General features: G+C 75.7%; 15 protein-coding genes and 1 pseudogene. 7 read left to right on the plus strand and 9 right to left on the minus strand.

Annotated elements, in window-relative coordinates:
- Position 1: 1 nt before the first annotated feature.
- Both BMW85_RS22210 and BMW85_RS22215 read right to left on the minus strand, forming a co-directional pair.
- Entirely contained in the window at positions 2–1,345 is a 1,344-nt protein-coding gene (locus BMW85_RS22210) for an alpha/beta hydrolase (RefSeq protein WP_245774995.1), read from the minus strand.
- Between the two features lie 195 nt (positions 1,346–1,540).
- A complete protein-coding gene (locus BMW85_RS22215) occupies positions 1,541–1,960 on the minus strand; it encodes an SRPBCC family protein (protein ID WP_091084441.1) in 420 nt (139 codons plus the stop codon).
- Between the two features lie 140 nt (positions 1,961–2,100).
- Here BMW85_RS22215 and BMW85_RS50425 point away from each other — a divergent pair, with 140 nt between their 5' ends.
- Genes BMW85_RS50425 through BMW85_RS22230 form a run of 3 tightly spaced genes read left to right on the plus strand, consistent with a single transcriptional unit; the run spans position 2,101 to position 9,130 of the window.
- Complete coding sequence (locus BMW85_RS50425) at positions 2,101–3,831, plus strand: TIGR02677 family protein (protein WP_218155881.1); 1,731 nt, start codon at positions 2,101–2,103, stop codon at positions 3,829–3,831.
- A complete protein-coding gene (locus BMW85_RS22225; protein WP_091084445.1) occupies positions 3,828–5,036 on the plus strand; it encodes a TIGR02678 family protein in 1,209 nt (402 codons plus the stop codon). The genes BMW85_RS50425 and BMW85_RS22225 overlap by 4 nt, the downstream gene beginning before the upstream one ends.
- Positions 5,033–9,130, plus strand: coding sequence for a TIGR02680 family protein (locus BMW85_RS22230; protein WP_091084448.1), 4,098 nt, complete (start codon positions 5,033–5,035; stop codon positions 9,128–9,130). Before BMW85_RS22225 ends, BMW85_RS22230 begins: the two co-directional genes overlap by 4 nt.
- Before the next feature lie 138 nt (positions 9,131–9,268).
- Here the strand turns inward: BMW85_RS22230 and BMW85_RS22235 are convergent, their stop codons facing one another.
- From BMW85_RS22235 to BMW85_RS22250, 4 genes are all read right to left on the minus strand, one after another.
- Positions 9,269–10,273 (minus strand): carbohydrate kinase family protein, encoded by a 1,005-nt coding sequence (locus tag BMW85_RS22235; protein ID WP_091084451.1) that lies wholly within the window; start codon positions 10,271–10,273, stop codon positions 9,269–9,271.
- Between the two features lie 67 nt (positions 10,274–10,340).
- The gene (locus tag BMW85_RS22240) at positions 10,341–11,165 is read right to left on the minus strand and encodes a PIG-L family deacetylase (RefSeq protein WP_091084454.1); all 825 of its coding nucleotides are present in this window, start codon (positions 11,163–11,165) and stop codon (positions 10,341–10,343) included.
- A 117-nt stretch (positions 11,166–11,282) separates the two neighbouring features.
- Positions 11,283–12,440 (minus strand): tyrosine-type recombinase/integrase, encoded by a 1,158-nt coding sequence (locus BMW85_RS22245; RefSeq protein ID WP_177240822.1) that lies wholly within the window; start codon positions 12,438–12,440, stop codon positions 11,283–11,285.
- A 277-nt stretch (positions 12,441–12,717) separates the two neighbouring features.
- The gene (locus tag BMW85_RS22250) at positions 12,718–14,109 is read right to left on the minus strand and encodes a tetratricopeptide repeat protein (protein ID WP_091084459.1); all 1,392 of its coding nucleotides are present in this window, start codon (positions 14,107–14,109) and stop codon (positions 12,718–12,720) included.
- Positions 14,110–14,202: 93 nt separating this feature from the next.
- Between BMW85_RS22250 and BMW85_RS22255 the strand changes: the two genes are divergently transcribed.
- Positions 14,203–15,012 (plus strand): DUF1206 domain-containing protein, encoded by an 810-nt coding sequence (locus BMW85_RS22255; protein WP_091084461.1) that lies wholly within the window; start codon positions 14,203–14,205, stop codon positions 15,010–15,012.
- Between the two features lie 311 nt (positions 15,013–15,323).
- Here BMW85_RS22255 and BMW85_RS22260 read toward each other — a convergent pair.
- Together BMW85_RS22260 and BMW85_RS22265 are read right to left on the minus strand one after the other, a co-directional pair.
- Positions 15,324–15,497, minus strand: a pseudogene (locus BMW85_RS22260) (glycerophosphodiester phosphodiesterase family protein); the annotation flags it as partial.
- Between the two features lie 96 nt (positions 15,498–15,593).
- On the minus strand, positions 15,594–17,384 hold the full coding sequence (locus BMW85_RS22265; protein ID WP_245774996.1) for a DUF2264 domain-containing protein: 1,791 nt from the start codon (positions 17,382–17,384) through the stop codon (positions 15,594–15,596).
- Positions 17,385–17,472: 88 nt separating this feature from the next.
- Between BMW85_RS22265 and BMW85_RS22270 the strand changes: the two genes are divergently transcribed.
- Genes BMW85_RS22270 through BMW85_RS22275 form a run of 3 tightly spaced genes read left to right on the plus strand, consistent with a single transcriptional unit; the run spans position 17,473 to position 21,126 of the window.
- Complete coding sequence (locus BMW85_RS22270) at positions 17,473–18,846, plus strand: OFA family MFS transporter (RefSeq protein ID WP_091084465.1); 1,374 nt, start codon at positions 17,473–17,475, stop codon at positions 18,844–18,846.
- Positions 18,843–18,950, plus strand: a complete 108-nt coding sequence (locus BMW85_RS52575) for an MFS transporter small subunit (RefSeq protein WP_425434358.1) — start codon at positions 18,843–18,845, stop codon at positions 18,948–18,950. The genes BMW85_RS22270 and BMW85_RS52575 overlap by 4 nt, the downstream gene beginning before the upstream one ends.
- A gap of 28 nt (positions 18,951–18,978) precedes the next feature.
- Positions 18,979–21,126 (plus strand): ATP-binding protein, encoded by a 2,148-nt coding sequence (locus BMW85_RS22275; RefSeq protein ID WP_091084467.1) that lies wholly within the window; start codon positions 18,979–18,981, stop codon positions 21,124–21,126.
- Here BMW85_RS22275 and BMW85_RS22280 read toward each other — a convergent pair.
- Positions 21,096–22,490 carry an amidase gene (locus BMW85_RS22280; RefSeq protein WP_091084470.1) on the minus strand — a complete coding sequence of 465 codons (1,395 nt, stop codon included), beginning with the start codon at positions 22,488–22,490 and terminating at the stop codon, positions 21,096–21,098. The two genes, BMW85_RS22275 and BMW85_RS22280, sit on opposite strands and share 31 nt — an antisense overlap.
- Between the last annotated feature and the right edge of the window lie 47 nt (positions 22,491–22,537).

Genomic DNA, 22,537 nt, shown 5'->3' on the forward strand with positions numbered 1-22,537 from the left:
ATCAGACCTTGGCGGAAGCGTGGCAGGCCCCGCGGGCCGGCGCACGGCCCGTGATCAGATAGCGGTCGACCTGGCGCTCCACGCAGGACGAACCGCCGTGGTAGGCCGTGTGGCCGTCGCCGTCGTTGGTCAGCAGCACGCCGTTGTCGAGCTGCCCGGTCAGCGACCTGGCCAGCGCGTACGGCGTCGCCGGGTCCCGGGTGGTGCCCACCACCACGATCGGCGGCGAGCCGGGGGCCGTCACCTTCTTCGTGAACTTCCGTCCCTTGACCGGCCAGTACGGGCACGGCGTCTCGGGGTGGTCGACGCAGGAGATGGCCAGGCGGGCCATGGACTCGTTCTTGTAGGTGCCGTCCTGGCGGCGGCCGTTGTAGAAGTCGGCGAGGATCAGCAGGGCCGTGCCGTCACCCTTGAACGCCATGGCCAGCGAGCCGCGCAGGTACTTCCAGGAGTCGGCCGAGTAGAGGGCGGCCATGATGCCGGTGCGCACGATCGACTCGGTGACCTGCCGCCCGTCCATGGTGTTGCGCAGCGGGGCGCGGTCGGCCCGCTTCAGCAGCGTGTCCAGGCGTCTGCCGGCCGCCGTCAGCGTGTGCTTCTTGAACGGGCAGTCCGCGCGCTTGAAGCAGTCGCGCAGGAACGCGTTCATCGCCACCTGGAACCCCTGCGCCTGCGAGCGCTGGAACTCGGCCCCCGTCTGCTGCGGGTCCTCGGCGCCGTCCAGCACCATCGCCCGGATCCGCCTCGGGTACAGGTCGGCGTACCTGGCGCCCAGGTAGGTGCCATAGGACCAGCCCAGGTACGTCAGGCGGGCGTCGCCGAGCGCGGAGCGCATCACGTCCAGGTCGCGGGCGGCCTCGTAGGTGCCGACATGCCGCAGCAGCTCCTTGCCGGAGCCGGCGGCGCAGGACGTGGCCAGCGCCTTGCCCCACTCCTTCAGCGCGGCGCGCTCACGCCGGTCGTCGGGGGTCTCGTCGGCGGCGTGGTAGGCGTCCATGCCGAGCGTGCCGAGGCAGCGCACCGGGGCCGACCGGCCCACGCCGCGCGGGTCGAACGACACCACGTCGAAACGCTGCCGCAGCGCGGCCGACAGGACCGTTCTGTCGGCCCGCAGCAGGTCCACGCCGGACGCTCCCGGGCCGCCGAAGTTCAGGACCACGGAGCCGAGCTTCTTCCCGGTGGCGGGCAGCCGGATCAGACTGATCTTGATCTGCCGGCCGCCCGGCTTCGCATAGTCGAGCGGGACCCGCAACGTGGCGCACTGGAAGCCACCGCCGCACGACGTCCACGCCGGCCGCTGGCCGTAGTAGGTGGGGGCGCTGGTGGCGCCGGCGAGACCGGTCATGGCGAGCAAAGCGGTGAGGGCCGCTGAAATGACAAGGATTGAGCGTCGCATGCTCAAACGCTGAACGTGAAAGCTTGCGATGCCCTTTAATGATGCTGTATTAGATCATTTGCAAGAATAAGAGCAGTGATCGGAAAAATCCGGCGGGGCGGCTAAAAAGGGGATTTCAGAGCTCGGCCGGAGCTGAGTCGAAGCTCAGCCCGAGCCTTCGACGCGCCGGTTCACCTCGTCGGCCAGCCGGTCGAGCGAGCGGTCGAGCAGCTCGCGGACCTCCGCCGACCGCGCCCCGCCCTCGGGCTCGTCCAGCAGTGAGATGTGCACCGTGACCTCGCTCGTCCCGCTCGCCGAGTCGGACACCTGCAGCCAGCCGGCGTAGTCGGGGTGGTCACGGCCGCCCCACTCGACGCGGAGCTGGTCCTCCTGGGCGCGGAACAGCCCCTCGTGGGTCCCCTCGCCCGGCACCAGATCGCCCTCGGCCTCCACCCGGTCGGGGCCCGCGTCGGAGACGTGCAGGCCGCGCGGCAACCAGCGGTCCATCACGGCGACGTCGGAGGCCACACCGAACACGATCGTGCTCTCGGCAGGCATGCCCCGAGATGCCTCGAATTCCGCCATTTCGACCCTCCGATATGCGTTCCTGGGTTGTTTCCAATCTGCCGCCGTACCCGGGTGATCCGCTCGCAAACCGCGACCTTCCGGCGGCGGTTCACCGCTACCGTGGCGTCGTCCGGAAATCGCGCGAGGGGAGCGGGGCGATGGCTGAGCCGCCGAGGATGCCGCCGGAGCTTTTCCGGTTCGCCACGACGGAACGGGCGGACCTGCACACCGCGGTCCTCCACGCCTTCGCCGAGGCCGCCGGCCGCCTCGAGACCGCGCTCACGCCGGCCGGGCTGCGCACCCTCCTCCCCGCCGGTGCGTGCGGGGAACGGGACCTCGCCGCCGCGCTCCGCAAGCTCACCGCCTGGGGGCTGCTCGACGCCGTCTTCGACCACGCGAGCGGCTTCGGCAGCGCCGAGGCGTACCAGCGCGAGAGCGTCCAGTACGCCCTGACCGAGCGCGGCGAGGCCGCGCTCGCCGGGCTCCGGCACGCCACGGCGGCCCTGTCGTCGTCAGGGTCGTCCTCCGGTCCCTCGTCATTGCCGTCCTCCGGCGCCCTGCACACCGCCGTACTCGACGCCGTCGCCGAACGCCTGCGCGAGCTCGACGACCTGCTCCGCGACCCCGACCCCGACCCCGGACGCGACCGGCGGGTCTTCACCGCCCTGCGCGAGCTGGAGTGCCACCTCGACGGCCTCCGGGCCGACGCCGCCCGCTTCACCGCCGGGCTGCGGCGCCTCCTGCGCCCCGGCGGGCCCGAGCCGGACGCGAATGTCGTGTACCTGCGGGAGACGGTGGCGTACCTGCAGGAGTACGTCACCGGCCTGGACCGGCGGCGGGACGCCGTCGCACAGGCACTGGAGGCCGTCGCCCGGCACGGCGTGGACCTCCTGCGCACCCGCGCCCTCGCCGGCGCCGACCTCCCCCCGCCCCGGGCCGGACAGGACCCGGTGGCCGCGTGGCTGGAGGAGCGGGCGGCGCGGTGGGAGGCGCTGCGGGCGTGGTTCGCGGCCGAGGACGGCGGAGCGCGCAGGCTGCACGACGTGGCGCGGCAGGCCGTCGTCGCGCTGCTGGAGTCGCTCGACCGGATCGCCGCCGCGCGCCGCCGCCCGTCCGGCGCCGCCGCCGACTTCCGCGCGCTGGCCCGCTGGTTCGCCGCCGCCCCCACCGAGGACGACGCCCACCGGCTGTGGGACGCCGCGTTCGGGCTCGGCCCCGCCCGGCACGCGCACCTCGGGCACGCCGACCCCGAGCTGGTGCCCGCAGGGGTGCCGTGGGCGCGGGCGGAGCCGGTCGAGGTGTCGGCGCTGCTGCGGTCGCGGGGGCGTACCGAGCGGATGGGGCGCACCGGCAGGGTCCGCGACGTGACGGCCCTGCGCGCCGAGCGCCGCGCCCGCGCCGCCAGGGAACGCGCCGCCCTGGAGGCCGCCTGGTCCTCCCTGACCACCACCGGCAGCGCCGGCCCACCCTCCGCCGTCGCACCCGCGTCACCGCCCTCGGACGGGCCGCCGTCGTCCGGGGCCGGTGGGCCGGGTTTGTCCGGGGGCAGCGCGCTGGGGGCGGCGGGAGCCGGTGGCGCGGGGCCCTCCGGGATCGGGGCGATGCGGCTGTCGCGGCTGGGCGAGCTCGACCACGACGGCCTCGGCCGCCTGCTCGACCTCCTCGGCCGCGCCCTCGCCGAGCCCCCCGACTCCACCGGGTTCCGCCGCGCCGTCACCGCCGACGGCCGGATCGAGATCGTGCTGCGCGACCCGGAGGACGGCGCGGTGGCGGAGCTGCGTACCCCGGAGGGTCGCTTCCGCGGCCCCGACTACCTCATCGACCTGCGCGCCCCCGGCCAAGGCCGCGAGGCGACCCCCGCCGCCCACGGCCGGGCGGTAGGGGCGTGACCGGCCGCGCCAACCAGCTCGTCCGGGCCGAGAAGGAGGAGATCGCGCGGGCCGTCAGGACGCTGCTCGGCCGCCCCCTGGTGTCCCGGCACGCCGACCCGGCCGCGTTCGACCTGATCAGGAAGCGCCGCCGGCCGCTCGTCCAGTGGTTCGACTACTTCTGCGGCTGGCGGCTGGTCGTCGAGCCCGGCCATGGGTACGCCCGGCTCGCCAAGGTCTCCCCGCGCGCCGACGCCACCCGGCCGGCCCGGCGTACGCGCGGCTCCGGGGCCCCGTTCGACCGCCGCCGCTACACGCTGCTGTGCCTGTGCGCGGCCGAACTGCTAGCCGCGCCCGTCACCACGGTCGGCCTGCTGGCCCGGCGCGTCGCGCGGGCCGCCGCCACCGAGCCCGGCGTGCCGCCGTTCGACCCGGTACGGGGGGAGGAGCGGGCCGCGTTCGCCGACGCCCTCGCCCTCCTGCAGCAGTACGGCGCCCTCACCGCACTCCACGAATCCCCCGCCCCCGACGCCGGCTCCGTCGGCGAGGAGACCGGGCAGGACGCCGACGTGCTCTACCGAGCCGACACCACCCTGGTGATCCGGCTGCTCACCACCCCCGTCCCGCCCTCCGCCCTCCAGGCAGCCGACCTCGCCGCGCTCACCGCCGAGCCCCGTTACGGCGGGGACGAGCCGAACGGGACCCAGCGCGTCCTGTGGGCCCGCCACTCCCTCGTCCGCCGCCTCCTCGACGAGCCGGTCGTCTACCACGACGATCTCACCCCCGACCAGTACGCCTACGCCGCCTCACCCACCGGCCGCCGCACCATCCGGCGCGCCGCCGAGGAGGCCGGTTTCGTCCTGGAGGAACGCGCCGAGGGCTTCCTCCTCGTGGACCCCGACGCCATCGCCACCGACAGCCGCTTCCCCGACGACGGCAGCCCTGCCAAGGTCGCCGCCCTGCTCCTGCTCGACCCGCTGATCACCGGCGGCGCCCTGACCACCGCGCGACTGGCGGACGAGGCCGCCGGCCTGCTGCGCCGTTTCCCCCGGTGGGCCAGGTCCTACCAGTCGCAGGACGGCGCCGCCCGCCTGGCCGCCGACGCGCTGGAGGTGCTCGCCCGCTTCGGACTGGCCCGCCGTACGGGGGACCGGGTCACCGCCCTGCCCGCCGCCGCCCGCTACCGCGTCGCCCCTGACCACGCCGACTTGGTGGAGCACGCATGACCGTCACCGAGCTGACCAAGGCGCGGGCCGCGCGCGGCGGCGAGGCCCGCTGGACGCCCGAGCGCGCCGGGATACTCAACGTCTGGCGCTACTACGACGAGGTGTTCGAGTTCCACCGTGGCCGGCTGCTGCTGCGCGGCCCCAACGGCAGCGGCAAGTCCAAGGTGCTGGAGCTGCTGCTGCCGTACGTGCTGGACGCGAGCCTCAAGCCGAGCCGGCTGTCCACGTTCGGCGGCACCGAGCGCACCATGCACTGGAACCTCATGGGCGACGGCGCGGGCGGCGTCACCAGGGCGGGCTTCGTGTGGCTGGAGTTCCGCCACGCCGACGGCCGCTGGTTCACCTGCGGCGCCCGGCTCCAGGCCACCGTCCACACCACGAACGTCACCGCCTCCTACTTCACCCTCACCGGGGCCAGGATCGGCGTGCCCGGCGGGATCCGGCTGACCGGCGACGAGGGACACCCGCTCACCCGGCTCCAGCTCGCCGAGGAGCTGGGCGAGGCGGGCACGGTGCACGAGTCCGCCGGGACGTACCGGACCGTGGTGCGCCGGGCCCTCTACCCCGGACTGAACGAGCAGCGCTACGACGCGCTCCTGACCGCGCTGCGCCAGCTCCGTACCCCCAAGCTGTCCGAACGCCTCGACCCCGGCCTGCTGTCCGACCTGCTGTCCAGCGCGCTGCCGCCGCTCGGCGACCACGAGCTGCGCGACCTCGCCGAGGGGTTCGAGCGGCTGGAACGGCAACGCGAGGAGCTGCGGCTGCTCGACCGGGACGTGGCGGAGACCGACCGGCTCGCCGGCCGGCAGCGCGACTACGCCCGCCGCGTCCTGCGGTCGGCCGCCGCCGGCGTCCTGGAGACCCGCGCCGAGCTGGACGCGCGGGCCGAGGAGGCCGCCGCCCGGCGCGCGGCGCTGCGGGAGGCCGAGGAGGAGCTGCGGGCGGCGACGCTGCGGCTGGGGGAGGAGGAGGCGCGGGAGCTGGCGCTGGCGGCGCGGATCGACGGGCTGAAGGAGAGCGAGGCGTACCGCGGCGGGAACGGCCTGCACCGGCTGCGCGAGGAGGCGCGGCGCGCCCACGAGACGGCGGCGGCGCTGCGCGACCAGGCGGGCGCGGCGGCCCGGGCGGCGGCGGCCAGGGAACGCCTCTCGCTCCGCGCCGGCACGGCCGCCCGCGCCGCGGCGGCGCTGGCCGACCGGGCCCGCGCCGAGGCCCGCGACGCCGCGCGGCGAGCCGGCCTGCTCAGCGCCGACGACCTCTTCACCGAAGGCACCTCCGAACGGGAAGGGGCGCAGGCGGCACGCGAGCTGGTACGCGTCGCGGTGGGCAGCCGGGCCGCGCAGATCCGCGAGGTCAGGGCCGCCGCGCTCGCGCACGAGGAGGCGGTCGGCCGGCGCACCGCCGCCGAACGGGACCGCGACCAGGCCAGGGACGCGCTCGACGCCGCCCGCGAGACCGGCGAACGCACCGGCCGCCTGTGCGACGAACGCCTCAAGGACCTGGCCGCCGCCCTCGCCGAGTGGGCCGCCGGCTGCCTCCACCTCCGCCTCGACCCCGGCCGTCTCGCCGCCCTCGCCGGCGACCCCGGCGCCGCCGACGAGGCGGTGACCGAGGCCAGGATCGGCGCCGCCGTACGGATGGCGGCGCGCGAGCACCAGCTCACGACCGTACGCGACAACCTGGTGAAGGAGCAGGCCGAGCTGACCGCGGAACGCCGCGCCCTCGACGAGCGGGCCGTCCTGGAGCCGCCCGCCCCCCGCAGCCGCCCCAGGTCCGCCCGCGAGGGACGTCCGGGAACGCCGCTGTGGCGGGCGGTCGGCTTCCGGCCCGGCGTCGACCCCGGCGTCCAGGCCGCGGTCGAGGCCGCGCTGGAGGCGTCGGGACTGCTCGACCTGTGGCTGCTGCCGGACGGCGGGTTCGCCGCGGACGAGCACGACGCGTTCGCCGTGACCGCGCTGTCGCGCCCCGCGCCCGGCCCCAGCCTCGCCGACGTGCTGCTCGCCGAGCCCGGCTCCCCGGCCCCGGCGGAGGCGGTGCTGGCCGCGGTCGCGTACGCGCCCACCGCGCCGGGCGCCGACCATCCGGCCGTCATCGGCGCGGACGGCACCTGGCGGCTCGGCCCCGCCGCCGGCCGGTGGGCCAAGCCGGAGCCCTCGTACGTCGGCGCCGCCGCCCGCGAACGGGCCCGCCGCCGCCGCATCGCCGAGCTGGACGAGCGGCTGGGCGACGTGGCGGGGCTGATCGCCGAGTGCGGGCACCTGCTCGCCGTCCTCGCCGGCGACCGCGACGCCCTGGCCGCCGAGCTGCGGCGCAGACCCGATCGCGGGCCGTACGACGCCGCCGCCCGCGCCCTGGACGCGGCGGTCGCGAAGGCCGCGCTCCTGGAGGACCGGCTTCAGGCCGGCGAGGAACGGCTGCGCGGACGCGAGGCGGAGGTCGTCAGCGCGCTGCGGCGGGTCACCGAACAGGCCGCCGCGCACGCCCTCCCGACGGCCCTGCCTGACCTGGACGGCCTGGAGGAGGCGCTGCGCGCCGCCGAGACCGCCGCCGCCGTACGGCACGAGCGCCGCGCCGACGCCCGCGCCGCCCACGAGCTGGCCGCGTACGCCGCCGAGACCGCCCGCGAGTACGAGGACCTGGCGATACGCGCCGTCGAACGGGCGGAGGAGGCGGCGGCCTCGGCCGTCACCCTGGCCGAACGCCTCTCCGCCATCGAGTCCACCACAAGACCCGTCGCAGACTCCACCGCCAGTACCAGTACCAGGGGCGAGTCCGCCCCCGGCCGCGGGGACGACGCCGGCCGCCTACGGGTGCTGGAAGAGCTCCACGACGTCCAAGCCGCGCACCGCTCCTCCCGCCGCCTGGTCAAGTCGCTCAACGAGGGCCTGGCCCGCCTCAACGCCCGCCTCGGCCGCCTCCAGGGCGAGCTGGCCGTGGCCGAGGAGAAGCACGCCGAGGCGGAACGCGCGTACGACACCGCCGGCGCGCACCTCCACCGCCTCACCTCCGGCCACCTCCCGCACGACGCCGCACTGCCGCCCGAAGCGGCCCCGGCCCCCGCCATGGGGCCGGTAGAGGCGGCCCGGCGCCTGGCCGGGCACCTCGACGCGGTGCCGTACGAGCCGCGCCACCTCCGGGAGGCCGAGGCCCGCCTGCGGGACGCCGTCCACCACGCCAGGGAGGCACTCGCCCACCGCGCGACCCTGGAGCTGGCCCGCGACGACGACGACGTCCAGGTGCTCACCGCGAGCACCGGCGGCGCGCGGACCGGCGTGGCGGCGCTCGCCGACGCGCTGCGCGCGGAGCTGGAGGCGCGCCGGTCGGGCAGCGGGCAGGCGGAGCGGGACCTGTTCGACCGCATGCTCAGCGGCGCCGCCCGCCGCCACCTGGCCGACCGCATCAGGCAGGCGACCGCCCTGGTCGAGGACATGAACCGGCGCCTGGAACGCGTCCGGACCGCCTCCCGGCTCGCGGTCCGGCTGGCCTGGCAGGTGGACCCGGCCCAGCCTGCGGGCACCCGGAACGCCCGCGACCTGCTGCTGCGCGACCCGGCCGACCTGGACGAGACGGCCCGCGAGACCCTGTACGCCTTCTTCCGCGACCGCGTGGAGGAGGCTCGGGCCGACGGCTCCCCGGCGAGCTGGGAGGACCAGCTCGCGACGGTGCTCGACTACACCTCCTGGCACCGGTTCACGGTCCGGCTCGACCGCGGCGACGGCGAGGGCTGGCAGGACCTCACCAGGAAGCTGCACGGCGCGCTGTCGGGCGGGGAGAAGGCGATCGCGCTGCACCTGCCGCTGTTCGCCGCCGTGGCCGCGCACTACCAGACCGATCCGGGATGCCCCCGGTTCATCCTGCTGGACGAGGTGTTCGTGGGCGTGGACCGGACGAACCGCGGCCAGGTCTTCGAGCTGCTGGTGGACCTGGGGCTGGACCTCGTGCTGACCTCCGACCACGAATGGTGCGAATATCGCGAGCTCGACGGGATCGCCATCCACCAGCTCATCACCGGCGACGGTGACGACGCCGTGACGACGGCCCGGTTCGTCTGGAACGGCCGCCGCACCGCCCCCACCGATCTCAGCCGGCCATGAGTCGGCGGTGCAGGCGGCGGGCCTCGTACCCGAGAAGGCTGGAACCCTTGCGGGCCGCCACCTCCGCCAGCCCGGGCACGTCCCCTCGCCCGCCCGCCCGCTCGGTCCGCGGCGACCTTGAGCAGCTCCCCCAGCCGGTCAGTTGTGCGGCGCAGGGGGAGCGGTCAGTTGCGCGGGCCAGGGTGGGTTGGCGCCGGGGACCGAGCAGGTCAGGGCTGCCACGTGGGCCGCGAACGCCGCCGCCTCCACCGCCGTCTCCAGGTCCAGGCCGTCCAGTCGCCCGCCGAGGTGGCCGCCGGCGTGCAGGTGGTGCAGGAGGCCGGCTGTGAAGGAGTCGCCCGCGCCGACCGTGTCCACGACCTCGACCTTCGGGGCGGGTACGGTGGCGCGCTCGCCGTTCAGCGAGACCAGCGCCCCGGCGGCCCCTCGCGTGACGACCACCAGGCGGGCTCCCGCCTCGTGCCAGGTGTCGCAGGCGTGTTCCGGGGACACCCCCGGCAGCAGGAACTCCAGGTCGTCGTCGCTGAGCCTGAGGATGTCGGCCCACGAGCACCAGCGCGCCACCTGGTAGTCGCCCTTGGCGGCGAGGCTGGGGCGGACGTTCGGGTCGACCGAGATCGTGGCGTGCCTGGACGCGGCCCGCGCGAACTCCTCGACCGCCGCCCGCCCTGGAGCCCTGACCAGGGCGAGCGAGCCGGTGTGCAGGCAGGTGGCGGCGCCGAGTCTGGCCGGGGCCAGCTCGTCCCGGCTCCACTGCCAGTCGGCGGCGCCCTCGGCGTAGAAGGTGTAGTCGGCCCCTCCGCCAGCGTCGAGGGCCGCGACGGCGAGCGTGCTCGGCTCAGCGGCCTCGACGCAGCCCGACAGGTCCACGCCGGAAGCCGCCAGATGCTCGCGGAACAGGCCGCCGAAGACGTCCCCGGAGAGGCGGCCGAGGAAGCGCGCCGGGGTGCCGAGCCGGGCCAGCGCCACGGCGGTGTTGGCGGGGCCGCCCCCTGGCAGCACCCGCAACCCCAGCCCGCCTCTGCCACCGTCGTAGCCGCCGCCCCCGCTGCGGTCGCCACCCCCGCCCCTGCCGTCAGTGGAGGTGGAGGGGTGGGTGGTGGTGAAGGCGTCCGCGACGCACTCACCCAGGACAGCGATCATCGGGCCGCCTTTCTCAGCTGGGACCGGGCGCCGCGCCCCGCCTTCCCTTACCGGGCACCTGGCCAGGTTAGTGGCGCAGGCCCGTGAACAGGTCTTCCTCGTGGGTGGGCGTCCGGACCTTGGACAGCACCCGCTCGAACGCCTCGTGCGAGAACGCCCGCTGCTGGGTCTCCTCCGGCATGCGCAGCAGGAAGATGTTCTCGCCCTGGCTCTCGTGGGCCCGCAGCGCCTTGAGCTTGCGCTCGGTGTAGGGGGCCACGTCGATGACCGTGGTGACCCGCTCGTCGGGGGTGCCGAAGTCGTCGGGGAGCTCGAAGTCGCCCACGTCCATGCCGCTGTCGCGCATCAGCTCGAACATCTGCTTCATCGCCGAGCGCGGCATCGCGGTGTAGTAGAACTTGTCGGGGATGCCGGTCGACTCGACGGCCGCCGCGGTGATCCGGTGCGTCTGGACGTGGTCGGGGTGGCCGTAGCCGCCGCCGCCCGTCTCGTCGTAGGTCACGACGACCTGCGGCCGGTAGCGCTCGATCAGGGCGGCCAGCCTGCCCGCCGCCTCCTCCACCGGGACGTTGGCGAACGCGTCGGGATGACCGTTGCCCGCCCATCCGTCCATGCCGGAGTCGCGGTAGCCGAGCAGCTCCAGGTGGTCGATGCCCAGGTGGGCGACCGATTCGCGCAGCTCGGCCAGGCGACGGGCGGCCACCGCCGCGTCGTCGTGGCCGTCGTCGCCCGGTTTGACGCCGCCCTCGCCGTCGCCCTGCTCACCGTTGGTGCAGGTGACCAGGACGGTGCGGACGCCCTCCTCGGTGTAGCGGGCCAGGATGCCGCCGGTGCTGAGGCATTCGTCGTCGGGGTGGGCGTGGACGACCATGAGCGTGAGTTCCCGATCCATGGGGCGAAACCCTACCCGGCCCCACCGACATTCCCGGCCCGGCTCCCGGCCCGGGCGCCCCGCCTCAACTCAGGCTGGGGCGGGGCGGGGCCGGGAGCAAGGGGACGGGGAAGGGGGTTAGCGGGTGTTCAGCAGGTCGGTGACGTTCGTGGCGCGGAGCATCGCCGGGGTGAGCAGGCGGGCGCGGTGCTCGGGGACGCCCCCGGCGCGGGCGGCGGCCGTGAGCGCCGTGCCCAGCCAGGCGGTGTCGAGGGCGCGGCCGTCCGGGCGGCGGATCAGCGGCTCGCCCGCCGGCCTGCTGGCGCACAGGACGCGCAGCAGCGGGCGGGCCAGCGGCGTGACCAGGAAGGCGGCGACGTCGTCCCGGCCGTGGTTGACGGTGACGACCGCCGGCTGCCCGGCGGTGCCGTCGGGCACGGTGCGTACGTCCTGCCGGGTCAGCCCGGCCAGGGCCTCCACGGCGGCGCCGGTCAGCTCCAGCAGCGCGACGGCCGCCGCCTCCGTGGTGCGGCCGTCCGCGGCGAGGCGGGCGACGCCCTCCCGGAGCAGCCGCCGTTCCTCCGGGGTGACCGCGTGGCCGTTGCCCGAGCGGGCCTGCGTGGCCGGTGTGGCGCCGGCGACCTGGTTGTGCCGGACGACGCCGCACCGCCAGGCGTAGGAGTAGAACGACATCAGGGCGGCCCGCTTGCGGCTCACCGTCTTGCTGGTGAGCGGCCTGCCGGGGCTTCGGGGGACGCCGCCGGTGCGGGCGGCCTCGCAGAACGCCTCCAGATGGGCGCCGGTGACGGCCAGGAGCTCGACGCCCGGCTCGGCCACCTGCAGCCAGCGCAGGAACGACGCGACCACCTGCAGGGCCACCTGGCGGGCGGCGGCGGACGGCTTGTCGCACAGCCAGGCGGAGACCGTACGGCGGGCGAGCGGGTCGAGGGCGTCCACCAGGTCCACGTCGGCGCCGGGCACCTCGCCCCCGTCCTTGGGGCGGCGGCGCGGCCGGAGCCCGGGGATCTCCCCGACGCTCCCCGGCGCGGCGTCCTCCGCCCGGCCGCTGTCAGGGGTCGCGGCCGGTAAGCGCTGGTCGTGCGGCGCGGGGCCGGCGTCCGGCGACGGCGTGACCGGCGCCGCGGGCGAGGCCGGCGTGACGCGGGGGACGCCGCGTACGGTCTCCCGCCGGGGCAGGCCGGTCTCCCGGCGGATCGGGGCGCCCTGCTCGTCGGCGGAGGTGGAGGCGGGGGCGGGCGCGGGGGAGGTGCCGGTGAGGGGGTCGCCTTCGCGCATGGTCAGCATGTGATCGGCAGGGGCCGGGTGCGCGAGCGCATGGCGCGACCGGGTGGGGCGTCGGTGACGGCGGGCGTCCTTGGGCAGGGCACGAGGATCACGGGGGTGGCCGTCGCGGCGGCACGGCGAGCGCGACGACCCGAGCCTGGCAGACCGATCATGATCTCGATCTTCTCACGAACGCCGCCTCCTGAAGACCTCGACGGCCACGGCAGTCCCTTGCGAATCGGCGGTCACACCCCTTGCCCCTGAGTCATGACTCAGTCGAGCCGCCCGGTCAGAGGGCGCGGGTGAGCTCGCCGGCCCGCGTCCGCGCGGCCGCCGCCGCGGCCCGGTCGCCGAACGCCTCCGCCACGGCCGCCTGCTTCAGCCAGTTGTACGGGCTGCACGGCCGCACCCCGATCCGCTCGCTCACCAGCGTCCGCGCGACGTCCCGCGCCCCGGCCCGCAGCGCCGCCTCCAGCAGGGTCCGCTGCACCGCGTCGCGCTGGGCGTGGCTGCCGCCCGCCTCGTTGACCCGGTGTCTGATCGGGTACAGCAGGTCGAGCGCCGCCCGGTGGTCGCCCCGCCCGAACGCGACGAGCGCCCGGCACACCGGCAGCCCCACCCGCAGCGTCATGTCCACGTTGGTGACACCGGGCGGCGCCCCGGCCACGTACGCCTCCCGCGAGGCGATCAGCTTCTCCGCCTCGCCCAGCCGCCCCGCGCCCACGTACGCCATGACCGCGTGCATGTCGTTGAAGGCGTAGAACGGCTCGGCCACCCGCGTCCGCCAGGCGTCGGCCAGCGCCCGCCACCGCGCGGGCTGCTCCGACCCCTCCAGGTGGAGCCGCCACAGCAGGGCGGCGGCGTCCAGCAGCTCCATGCACGACTGCCCGTCGGCAAGCGCCGCGTCGTAGATCGCCAGCACCCGCGGCACGTCCCCGGCCTCCAGCGCGAACAGGCAGTAGTGCCACCAGGCGTGCACGTTGAGGAACGTACCGGCGGACCAGTCGGGCACCCGCGCGTCGAGATAGCGCAGCCCGTCGCCGAAGCGGCCGCGCATCTCGTACGTGTGCGTCACCGCGTGGATCGCCCACACGTCGCGCCGGTCGAGCTCGACCGCGCGCAGCCCGACCTCCTCCGCCCGGTCGTAGTGCCCGGCCTCCTCCAACCCGAAGGCGTACATGCCGAGCACCTGCCCGTAGTGCGGGTCGCCGGGACCCCAGGCGGTGAGCGCGCCGCCGACGCGGTCGCGCAGCGAGCGGGCGTCGCCGGTGAAGAAGTCGACGTGGTGCCCGGCGATCAGCGCCAGCGCGTCGCGCGGATGCTCGGCGGTGATCTCGGCGAGCAGCGCCCCGCAGGTCAGGAAGTCGCCGGCGAGCAGCGCCCGTACGGCCGCGACGTGGGCCCGCTCGCGCGGCGGCAGGGACGTCACGTCCACGCGCCGGAGGAAGGCGCCGAAGCGCACCCGCGCCGTCCGCGCGTCCTCGGCCTCGGTGGTCAGCAGCCCGAGATAGGCGGCGAGCACGTGACCCATGGGGAAGCCGGGCGACTCCTCCAGCGCCGCGTTCGCCTCGGCGTCGACCTCGGCCCGGAAGTGCAGCAGCTCGTCGATCGCGCGGTCGTAGTGGCGGGCCGCGGCGGCGCTCGCGCCGCTGATGGGGAGTCCGTGCTGGTCGGTCCTCACCTGATCAGCGTAACGACGGCGCCGCCCGGTACGGAGGTCTGCAACGCCGTTTTCCGGGCACTTCGTAAGTCCTCCGAACCCCCTGGAGGAACGATGAGCACGGCGGGACACGAGGTACGCGGCGCGGCGCGAAGAGCGGCCCGCCACCCCGTCATGGACGTGGCGACGCGCATCGGCCTGGCCTGCCGCGGCGTGCTGTACGCGCTGGTCGGCGCGGTGGCGGTGCAGATCGGCCTGGGCGAGCGGTCGAAGGAGGCCGACAAGGCGGGCGCCATCGAGACGGTCGCCGAGCTGCCCTTCGGCGCGGGACTGCTGTGGATCATGATGGTCGGGTTCGTGGCGCTGGCGTTGTGGCAGGTCTCGGAGGCGCTGTTCGGGGGCGGGGAGACGATCGAGCGGGCCGAGGCGGTCGCCAGGGTCGCGGTGTACGCGCTGGTCGTGGCCAGCCTGATCAGCGTGCTGACGAAGGGGAAGGCGTCGTCCGACGACGAGAAGTCCCGAGACCTCACGGCGACGCTGCTCGAGCTGCCCGGCGGGCCGGTGATCGTGGGCGCGATCGGGCTCGGGCTGGTCGTGCTCGGCGGGTACTGGGTGCGCCAGGGCCTCACCAAGGGGTTCAGGAAGGAGCTCGACCGGGCGGACATGCCCGCGCCCGCCCGCGCCGTCATGGACCACCTCGGCCTCGGCGGGTTCGTCGCCCGGGGTGCGGTCGCCGCGCTGGCCGGGATCCTCGTCTGCCGGGCGGCGGTCACGTTCGACCCGGACGAGGCGGGCGGCATCGACGCGGCGCTGCGCGAGTTCGCCGGCACGCCCGCTGGGCCGTGGCTGCTCGTGGTGGTGGCGCTGGGGCTGCTGCTGTTCGCCGCTTACTGCTTCGGCGAGGCGCGCTGGCGTCGCACGTGAGCCGGTCAGCGCCGGTGGCGGGCCCGCTCGGCGAGCACCGCGCGGGCCGTGCCGGGGTCGTCGCAGAACGCGCCGGTCGATCCCCGCGTCCAGCAGCTTGGCCAGCCAGCCCGTGACGTCGCCGGTCGCGCGGGTAGGCCGGGCTCGCCGGGTCGCCCGCCCGAGCGTACGGTCGTCGGCGTCGCGCGGCACCACGAGCCGGGTGTCGACGCCGATGCCGTCGGCGTACCCGGCGATCTCGCGCAGGCCGTCCGGCGTCACCAGGTCCTTGTAGGAGCGGGGGGCGCCGGCGGCGACCCAGTCGTAGGGCGCGCCGTCAGCGTCTTCAGCTCGGCCAGCGTGAAGTCCTCGGTGAACCAGCCGGTGACCGGCCTGCCGTCGATGGTCCTGGTGACGCGCCGGGCGGCGAACTCGGGCCGCCCGGCCACGTCCGTCGTGCCGGAGATCTCGTTCTCGTGCCTGGCCACCAGCACGTGGTCCTTGGTGCCCGATCACGACGGGCTCGTGGCGGCGGCGCTCGGCCGCGGCGGGCGGTGTCTGGATCACGAGGGCGACCGTACCGCCGCCCGGCGCGCACGGCGTCAGACGGGCAAGGGGATCTCGTCGGTGACGCCGTCCGGCCAGGTGATCACGTTCTCCTTCACCACCGGGGGTTCGTCGCCCGCCCCGAGCAGGAGCGCGGCGGTGTACCAACGGCCGGGCTCGGCCGGGCCCGGGGTGGCGCACCAGGGGACCAGCGTGCGCCCGGCGAGCGGCGTGGCCTCGACCGCGACGCCATGCTCCGTCAGCCCGGGGCCGCCCACCACCCGGGTCGCGGGCCCGCCCTCGGGCGCGGGCCACCCACCGAGACACAGCCGGCCACCCGGTGCGGCGGGGAGGCGGGCGAAGCGGACCTCCCAGGGGCCGCGCACCGCCGAGACGACCTCCACCTCCGGCCCGTCGCGCAGCTCGCCGCCCGGCCGGCTGTACCCGTGGTCCGGGCCGGGGCCCTGGTCCCCCCAGCGGGCCCGCCACCGCGACGAGCCGACCAGCGTCCCCGACGGCAGCGCGGACATCGGCCCCGACGCGAACCCCGTCCGGTGGGAGGCCCGCCCGTTCTCGTCCAGCACCGCCACCGACTGGTCGAGCGGATCGCCGGACAGCAGCGGGAAGGTGGCCGTGGAGTAGCCGAGGCGGGCGTACAGCGGCGCGTCGGGCAGCCGCGCGCCCGGCCGCGCGTGGTCGGTGCCGTGGTTGACGACCCGGACGATCCCGTCCGCCCGCGTCCCGCTGACCAGCCAGCCGGGGGCCCGCACCACCCGCGTGAAGTCCCCGGTCTCGACCGGCAGCGGCTCCTCGACGGCCGTCCACACGGGATGACCGGCCGGCAGCGACAGCCCCAGCAGGCCCTTCGCCGCCCAGTACGGCGAGCCGGGCCCCGAGTAGTTCTGCGCGATCCCGCGCCACGGCCCGTGCCAGCCGAGGGTGAGCACCCCGTCGTGGTCCGGCGCGCCGCGCTCGGCGAAGTGCCGCACGATGCCCGAGGCGGCCCGGCGCAGCAGCCCGGGGGAGCCGACCCCGGCCCGTGCCCCCGCCCAGAACGGCGCCGCCGCGGCGAACCGGTAGGTCAGGCTGCGCCCCTGGACGAGCGGCGAGCCGTCGGCGCCCACCAGGTGCACGGCGTCGTCGAGGAAGCGCTCCAGCCGGGCCAGGTAAGCGGGGTCGGGCGCCCGGCCGGCCATCTCGCTCCACAGCAGCGGGTACAGGTGCAGCGCCCAGCCGTTGTAGTGGTCGTAGGCGCGCTCGGGGCCGTCGGCGTACCAGCCGTCGGCGCGCTCGAACGTACGGGCCAGGGCGAGCCCCGCCTCGATGTCCTCCTCCGCGTACGGGCCGCCCACGGAGGCCAGGAACTGCTCGGTGACGATCTGGAACCAGACCCAGTTGATCGGCGGGTAGGCGGCGCCGACCGCGGGCGCCAGCCAGTCCACCACCTGCTCGCGGACCCGCGGCGGCAGCCGGTCCCACAGCCACGGCCGGGTCAGGTGCAGCACGAGCGCGACGGAGGCGGCCTCGACCTTGGCCTGGTCGTGCTCGTCCAGCCGGGGCCACCGCTCGGGCGAGGCCGGGTCCACGCCGGCGGCCAGGCCCTCTGCGTACCACTCCATGAGGCCGAGCGGGTCGCGCCCGTCCTCGCCGGCGACGCGGAACCCGCCGGCGAGGAACGTACGGGCGAAGCCCTCCAGGGCGTCGACGTCAGGGCCGTACCCGCCAGGTGGCCCGGGGAAGGCGATGCGGGCGTGCGCGGGGGAGGCGTGGGCGCGGGCGGCGAGGAGCAGGCGGTCGGCGAGGGCGGCCCAGTGCTCCCTGGTCCAGCCGGTGTAGGGGGAGATCACCAGTCCAGCAAACACGGGGATGCCGTTCGCCGACAAGAATTGACCGCTCGCCGTAAAGTTTCGCCGCATCCGCAATACCGCATACAGTATGTTGCGCGTGGCAGGTTTCCTCAGCCGATCCCGGACCGTCGCCGATCCCTCCTGGAGCCGCTGGCTCGTGCCGCCCGCGGCGCTCTCGGTGCACCTCGCCATCGGGCAGGCGTACGCATGGAGCGTGTTCAAACCCCCGCTGGAGTCCGCGCTCGGGCTCTCCGGCACGCAGAGCGCGCTGCCGTTCCAGCTCGGCATCGTCATGCTCGGCCTCTCTGCCGCCTTCGGCGGGACGCTGGTGGAGCGCAACGGGCCGCGCTGGGCCATGTTCGTCTCGATGACCTGCTTCTCCTCCGGCTTCCTGCTCGCCGCGCTGGGCGTGGCCACCCGGCAGTACTGGCTGGTCGTGCTCGGCTACGGCGTCGTCGGCGGGATCGGGCTCGGCATCGGCTACATCTCGCCGGTCTCCACGCTGATCAAGTGGTTCCCCGACCGGCCCGGCATGGCCACCGGCATCGCGATCATGGGCTTCGGCGGGGGAGCGCTCATCGCCTCGCCGTGGTCGGCGCAGATGCTCGGCGCGTTCGGCACGGACACCGGCGGGATCGCGCTGACGTTCCTCGTCCACGGCGTGGCCTACGCGGCGTTCATGACCATGGGCGTGCTGCTGGTCCGCGTGCCGCCCGACGGCTGGCACCCGCGCGGCTGGACCCCGCCCGCCGCGGGCCGCCGCCTGCTGGTCACCGACGCCGACGTCTCGGCCCGCAACGCCATCCGCACCCCGCAGTTCTTCTGCCTGTGGGTGGTGCTGTGCTGCAACGTCACCGCGGGCATCGGCATCCTGGAGAAGGCCGCGCCGATGATCACCGACTTCTTCGCCGGCACGCCCGCCGCCGTCGCGACCGGGGCGGCGGCCGGGTTCGTCGCGCTGCTGTCGCTGGCGAACATGACCGGCCGCTTCGTCTGGTCCTCCACCTCCGACCTCATCGGGCGCAAGAACGTCTACCGCGTCTACCTGGGCGCCGGGGCGCTGCTGTACCTCGTCATCGCGCTGGCCGGCGCCTCCTCCAAGCCGGTGTTCATCGTGTGCGCGCTCGGCATCCTGTCCTTCTACGGCGGCGGCTTCGCGACCGTCCCCGCGTACCTGAAGGACCTGTTCGGCACCTACCAGGTGGGCGCCATCCACGGCCGGCTGCTCACGGCCTGGTCCACCGCGGGCGTGCTGGGGCCGCTCATCGTCAACGCGGTCGCCGACGCAGGCAAGGCCGCCGGCCGCTCGGGCCCCGCCCTCTACACCACCTCGCTGTACGTCATGATCGGCCTGCTCGCGGTCGGCTTCCTCGCCAACGAGCTGATCCGGCCCGTGGCGGACAAGTATCACGAGCACCCGTCCCGGGGGACGGTCACGGAGGAGAAGGGACAGACCGTATGAGCAGGCGCACCGCACTCATGGCGCTGGCGTGGGCCTGGGTCGGCCTGCCCTTCGCCTACGGCGTGTACAACCTGCTGCTCAAGCTCGCCCAGCTCTTCGCCTGAGTAGTCAGTTTCTCACTTTTCGTGGCGGATGCGCCCGGGGTACGGCAAGCTGAGGCAGGTGGGCAACCTGCCGCCGGAGCTGACCAGCCTTGTCGGGCGCCGTGCCGAGCTGACGCTCGTCCGGCAGGCGTGCGCGCGCTCCCCGCTCGTCACCCTGACCGGCGTCGGCGGGGTCGGCAAGACCAGGCTCGCCCTGCGGGCCGCCGCCGACCTGGAGTCCGGCCACGCCGACGGCGCGTGGTTCGTCGAGCTGTCCGCGCTCGACCAGGGCATCCTGCTGCCGCACACCATCGCCGAGGCGCTGCCGGTCGCCGACCGCAGCACGCGGGCCATGACCGAGGTGCTGGCCGAGTACCTCGCCGGGCGGCGGCTCCTGCTCGTGCTCGACACCTGCGAGCACCTGGCCGACTCCGTCGCCGCCATCGTCAGGACCCTGCTGGACGCCGCCCCCGGGCTGACCGTGCTCGCCACCAGCCGCCGGCCGCTCGGCCTGCCCGAGGAGCAGGTGCTGGTCATCGAGCCGCTGCCGGTGCCCGAGCCCGGCGGCGGCGGGCCGCAGGACGCGGTGCTGCTGCTGGCCGAGCGGACCGCCGCCGCCGTGCCGGGGTTCGCCGTCACCGACGCCAACCGGGCCGACGTCGTCCGCCTGTGCCGCAGGCTGGAGGGCCTGCCGCTGGCCATCGAACTGGCCGCCGCCCGGCTGCGCGAGCTGCCGGTGTCCGAGCTGTGCGATCTCTTGGAGGACCGCTTCGCGGCCCTGGAGTACAGCGAGCCGGCGGGCGGCGAGCAGGCCGGGGCGGGAGGTGGCGCGGCGGCCGGACCGGGAGGCGGCGGGGCGCCGCCGTGGCACCGTGCGCTGCGTACCGCGATCGGCTGGAGCCACCAGCTCTGCGCGCCAGGCGAGCGGCTCCTGTGGGCGCGCGCCTCCGTCTTCTCCGGCAGCTTCGACGACGAGGCCGTCACCCGGATCTGCGCCGACGACCTGCTGTCGGCCGGGGACGTCCCCGCCCTGCTGGACGCCCTGGTCGCCAAGTCCGTCCTCACCTGGGCCCCCACCGGCGGCGGCGAGCGCTACCGCATGCTCGACACCATCCGCGAGTACGGCGCCCTCTGGCTGCGAGACCTCGGCGAGCAGGAACACCTGCGCGCCCGCCACCGCGACTTCTACCTCTCCCTGGCCCGCCGCGGCGACGCCGCCTGGTTCGGCCCCGACCAGATCTCCTGGAACGACCGCACCACCGCCGAGCACGACAACCTCCGCGCCGCCCTGGAGCACAGCCTCGCCGAGCCCGGCGACCACGCCGCGGTCGAGCTGGCCGCCGCGCTCTGGTTCTTCTGGTACCCCTGCGGCCTGCTCAAGGAGGGCCAGCACTACCTGGAGCGCGCCCTCCGCCTGGACGTCACGCCGAGCCGGATGCGCAACCGCGCCCTGTGGGTGTGCGCCCTGACCCGCGTCGTCCAGGGCGACGCGGCCGGCGGCCTGGCCTGGGCCACCGAGTGCGACGAGGCCGCCGGCCTGCTCGGCGACGGCGAGGCGGCCGTCGCCGCCCGCGCCATGATCATGGCCGCCGCGGTCCTGCGCGGCGACCTGGGGCTGGCCACCGCCCTGGCCGAGGCCATGCTGGCGGTCCACCGGCCCGAGGAGGGCCTGACGCTGCCCGCCCTGCTGGCCTGGCTGACCCTGAGCCACGTCCACGTCTCCGCCGGCCGGCCCGAGGACGCGCTCAGGACGCTGGAGGAGATGTCCGCCGCGTGCGACCGGCACGGCGAGCGCTGGATGCGCGCCTACGCCGACCTGTTCCGCGGCATGGCGGAGCTGGAGCTCGGCCACGCCGACCGCGCCCAGGAGCACGCGCGGGTCGCGCTCGGCGTCAAGCACCGGCTGCACGACAATCTCGGCGTCGCGCTCGCCCTCGACGTGCTGTCCCGGGCCGCCGCCGCCTCCGGGCAGGGCGAGCACGCCGCCCGCCTGCTCGGCATGGGACGGCGGCTCTGGCGCGAGATCGGGCAGGCGCAGCTCGGCATCTCCCCGTGGGTGGCCGCGCGGGACGTCGCCGAGCGGCAGGCGCGGGCGGCCGTCGGCGAGGACGCCTTCCGCGCCGCCTACCTGGCCGGCTCAGGGACGAGCCTCGACGCCGGCGTCGTCTACGCCCTCAGCCCCGCTCCCCGGTCCTGACCGCTCTCCACCTGCCGGGCCGCGGCGAACAGCCGGGCCTCGCCGCCGGGGCGGGCGATGAGCTGCAGACCGACCGGCAGTCCGTCCACGAGCCCGGCGGGAACGGTGAGCGCCGGGCGGCCGAGCACGTTCCACGGGCTGGTCATGCCCAGCAGCGCCGCGCGCACCTGGATCCGCTCGCCGCCGGCCTCGCTCTCCCGCGCGCCGATCGGCGGGGCGAGGATCGGGACGGTCGGCGTCGCCAGCACGTCGTACGGGCCGAACAGCGCCTCGGCGTGCTCCTCCAGCGCCTGCCGCGCCTCCATGGCCCGCAGGTAGCGCCAGGCGGGCAGCTCGGCGGCCTGGCGCAGGCGGTCGAGCGCCTCCGGGTCGAACAGGCCGGGCGCCGCCGCCAGCCGGTCGGCGTGCACGGCCGCCGTCTCGCCGCTCTGGACGGCCAGGTACGTCTCGCGGAACAGCTCCAGGACCTCCGGCGCCATCCGCACCTCGCCCGCGACCGGCCCGGCCGCGGAGCGCGCGGTCCCGGCGACCCGCGGATCGGTGGGGAAGAGGCTGTCCGGCTCCAGCCACCCCACCCGGACCTCGCCCACCGAGTCCACCGAGTCCACCGAGTCCACCGAGTCCACCGGGACGGGGGAGTCGGCCAGGGCGTCGTAGGCGAGCAGGCAGCAGGACGCGGTCGCGGCGAGGACGCCGACGTGGTCGAGTGTGCGGGAGAGCGGGAAGACGCCGTCCGCCGGGATCGCGCCGTAGGCGGGCTTGAACCCGGCCACCCCGCACAGGGCGGCGGGGATGCGGACCGAGCCGCCGGTGTCGGTGCCGAGCGCCAGCGGGACCAGCCCCGCCGCCACGGCCGCGCCGCTGCCCGCGCTGGAGCCGCCCGTCATGCGGGAGGGATCCCACGGGTTGCGGGCGGCCCCGCCGGCGGAGCGGTCGCCGGTCGGCCCGTACGCGAACTCGTGGGTGGTGGTCGTGCCCACGACGACCGCCCCGGCCCGCCGCAGCCGGGCCACGCAGGCCGCGTCGGCGTCCGCCACGTGGGAGGCGAAGTGCCGCGACCCCATCGTCACCCGCATCCCGGCGATCATGATGAGGTCCTTCACGCCTGCCGGGATGCCGTGCAGCGGCCCCCGGTCGATCCCGGCCGCCAGCTCCTCGTCGGCCCGCCTGGCCGCCTCCGCCGCCCCGGCGGCGTCCACGGTGACGAAGGCGTTGAGCTCGGCGCCGCCGGTGGCGATCGCGTCGAGCGCGAGCGCGGTCAGCTCGGCCGCGGTCGTACGCCCGGCGCGCAGGTCGCGCCCCAGGTCGTCGAGGGTGCGCCCAGTGAAAGGGCCGGTGAAAGGGCCGGCAGAGGGGGTCGTCATGGGGCCATTGTGGTACCACCGCCGGAGCCGCCCGCACACGACCCCTG

This window comes from Nonomuraea wenchangensis (assembly GCF_900111685.1).
In the GTDB taxonomy this organism is placed as follows: Bacteria; Actinomycetota; Actinomycetes; order Streptosporangiales; family Streptosporangiaceae; genus Nonomuraea; species Nonomuraea wenchangensis.

What these genes read in the sequence shown, in the direction of transcription:
- BMW85_RS22210 (WP_245774995.1), bottom strand. Translation starts at nt 1,345, where the DNA reads ATGACCGGTCTCGCCGGCGCCACCAGCGCCCCCACCTACTACGGCCAG.
- BMW85_RS22215 (WP_091084441.1), bottom strand. Translation starts at nt 1,960, where the DNA reads ATGGCGGAATTCGAGGCATCTCGGGGCATGCCTGCCGAGAGCACGATC.
- BMW85_RS50425 (WP_218155881.1), top strand. Translation starts at nt 2,101, where the DNA reads ATGGCTGAGCCGCCGAGGATGCCGCCGGAGCTTTTCCGGTTCGCCACG.
- BMW85_RS22230 (WP_091084448.1), top strand. Translation starts at nt 5,033, where the DNA reads ATGACCGTCACCGAGCTGACCAAGGCGCGGGCCGCGCGCGGCGGCGAG.
- BMW85_RS22235 (WP_091084451.1), bottom strand. Translation starts at nt 10,273, where the DNA reads ATGATCGCTGTCCTGGGTGAGTGCGTCGCGGACGCCTTCACCACCACC.
- BMW85_RS22240 (WP_091084454.1), bottom strand. Translation starts at nt 11,165, where the DNA reads ATGGATCGGGAACTCACGCTCATGGTCGTCCACGCCCACCCCGACGAC.
- BMW85_RS22245 (WP_177240822.1), bottom strand. Translation starts at nt 12,440, where the DNA reads ATGCGCGAAGGCGACCCCCTCACCGGCACCTCCCCCGCGCCCGCCCCC.
- BMW85_RS22255 (WP_091084461.1), top strand. Translation starts at nt 14,203, where the DNA reads ATGAGCACGGCGGGACACGAGGTACGCGGCGCGGCGCGAAGAGCGGCC.
- BMW85_RS22270 (WP_091084465.1), top strand. Translation starts at nt 17,473, where the DNA reads ATGTTGCGCGTGGCAGGTTTCCTCAGCCGATCCCGGACCGTCGCCGAT.
- BMW85_RS52575 (WP_425434358.1), top strand. Translation starts at nt 18,843, where the DNA reads ATGAGCAGGCGCACCGCACTCATGGCGCTGGCGTGGGCCTGGGTCGGC.
- BMW85_RS22275 (WP_091084467.1), top strand. Translation starts at nt 18,979, where the DNA reads ATGCGCCCGGGGTACGGCAAGCTGAGGCAGGTGGGCAACCTGCCGCCG.
- BMW85_RS22280 (WP_091084470.1), bottom strand. Translation starts at nt 22,490, where the DNA reads ATGACGACCCCCTCTGCCGGCCCTTTCACCGGCCCTTTCACTGGGCGC.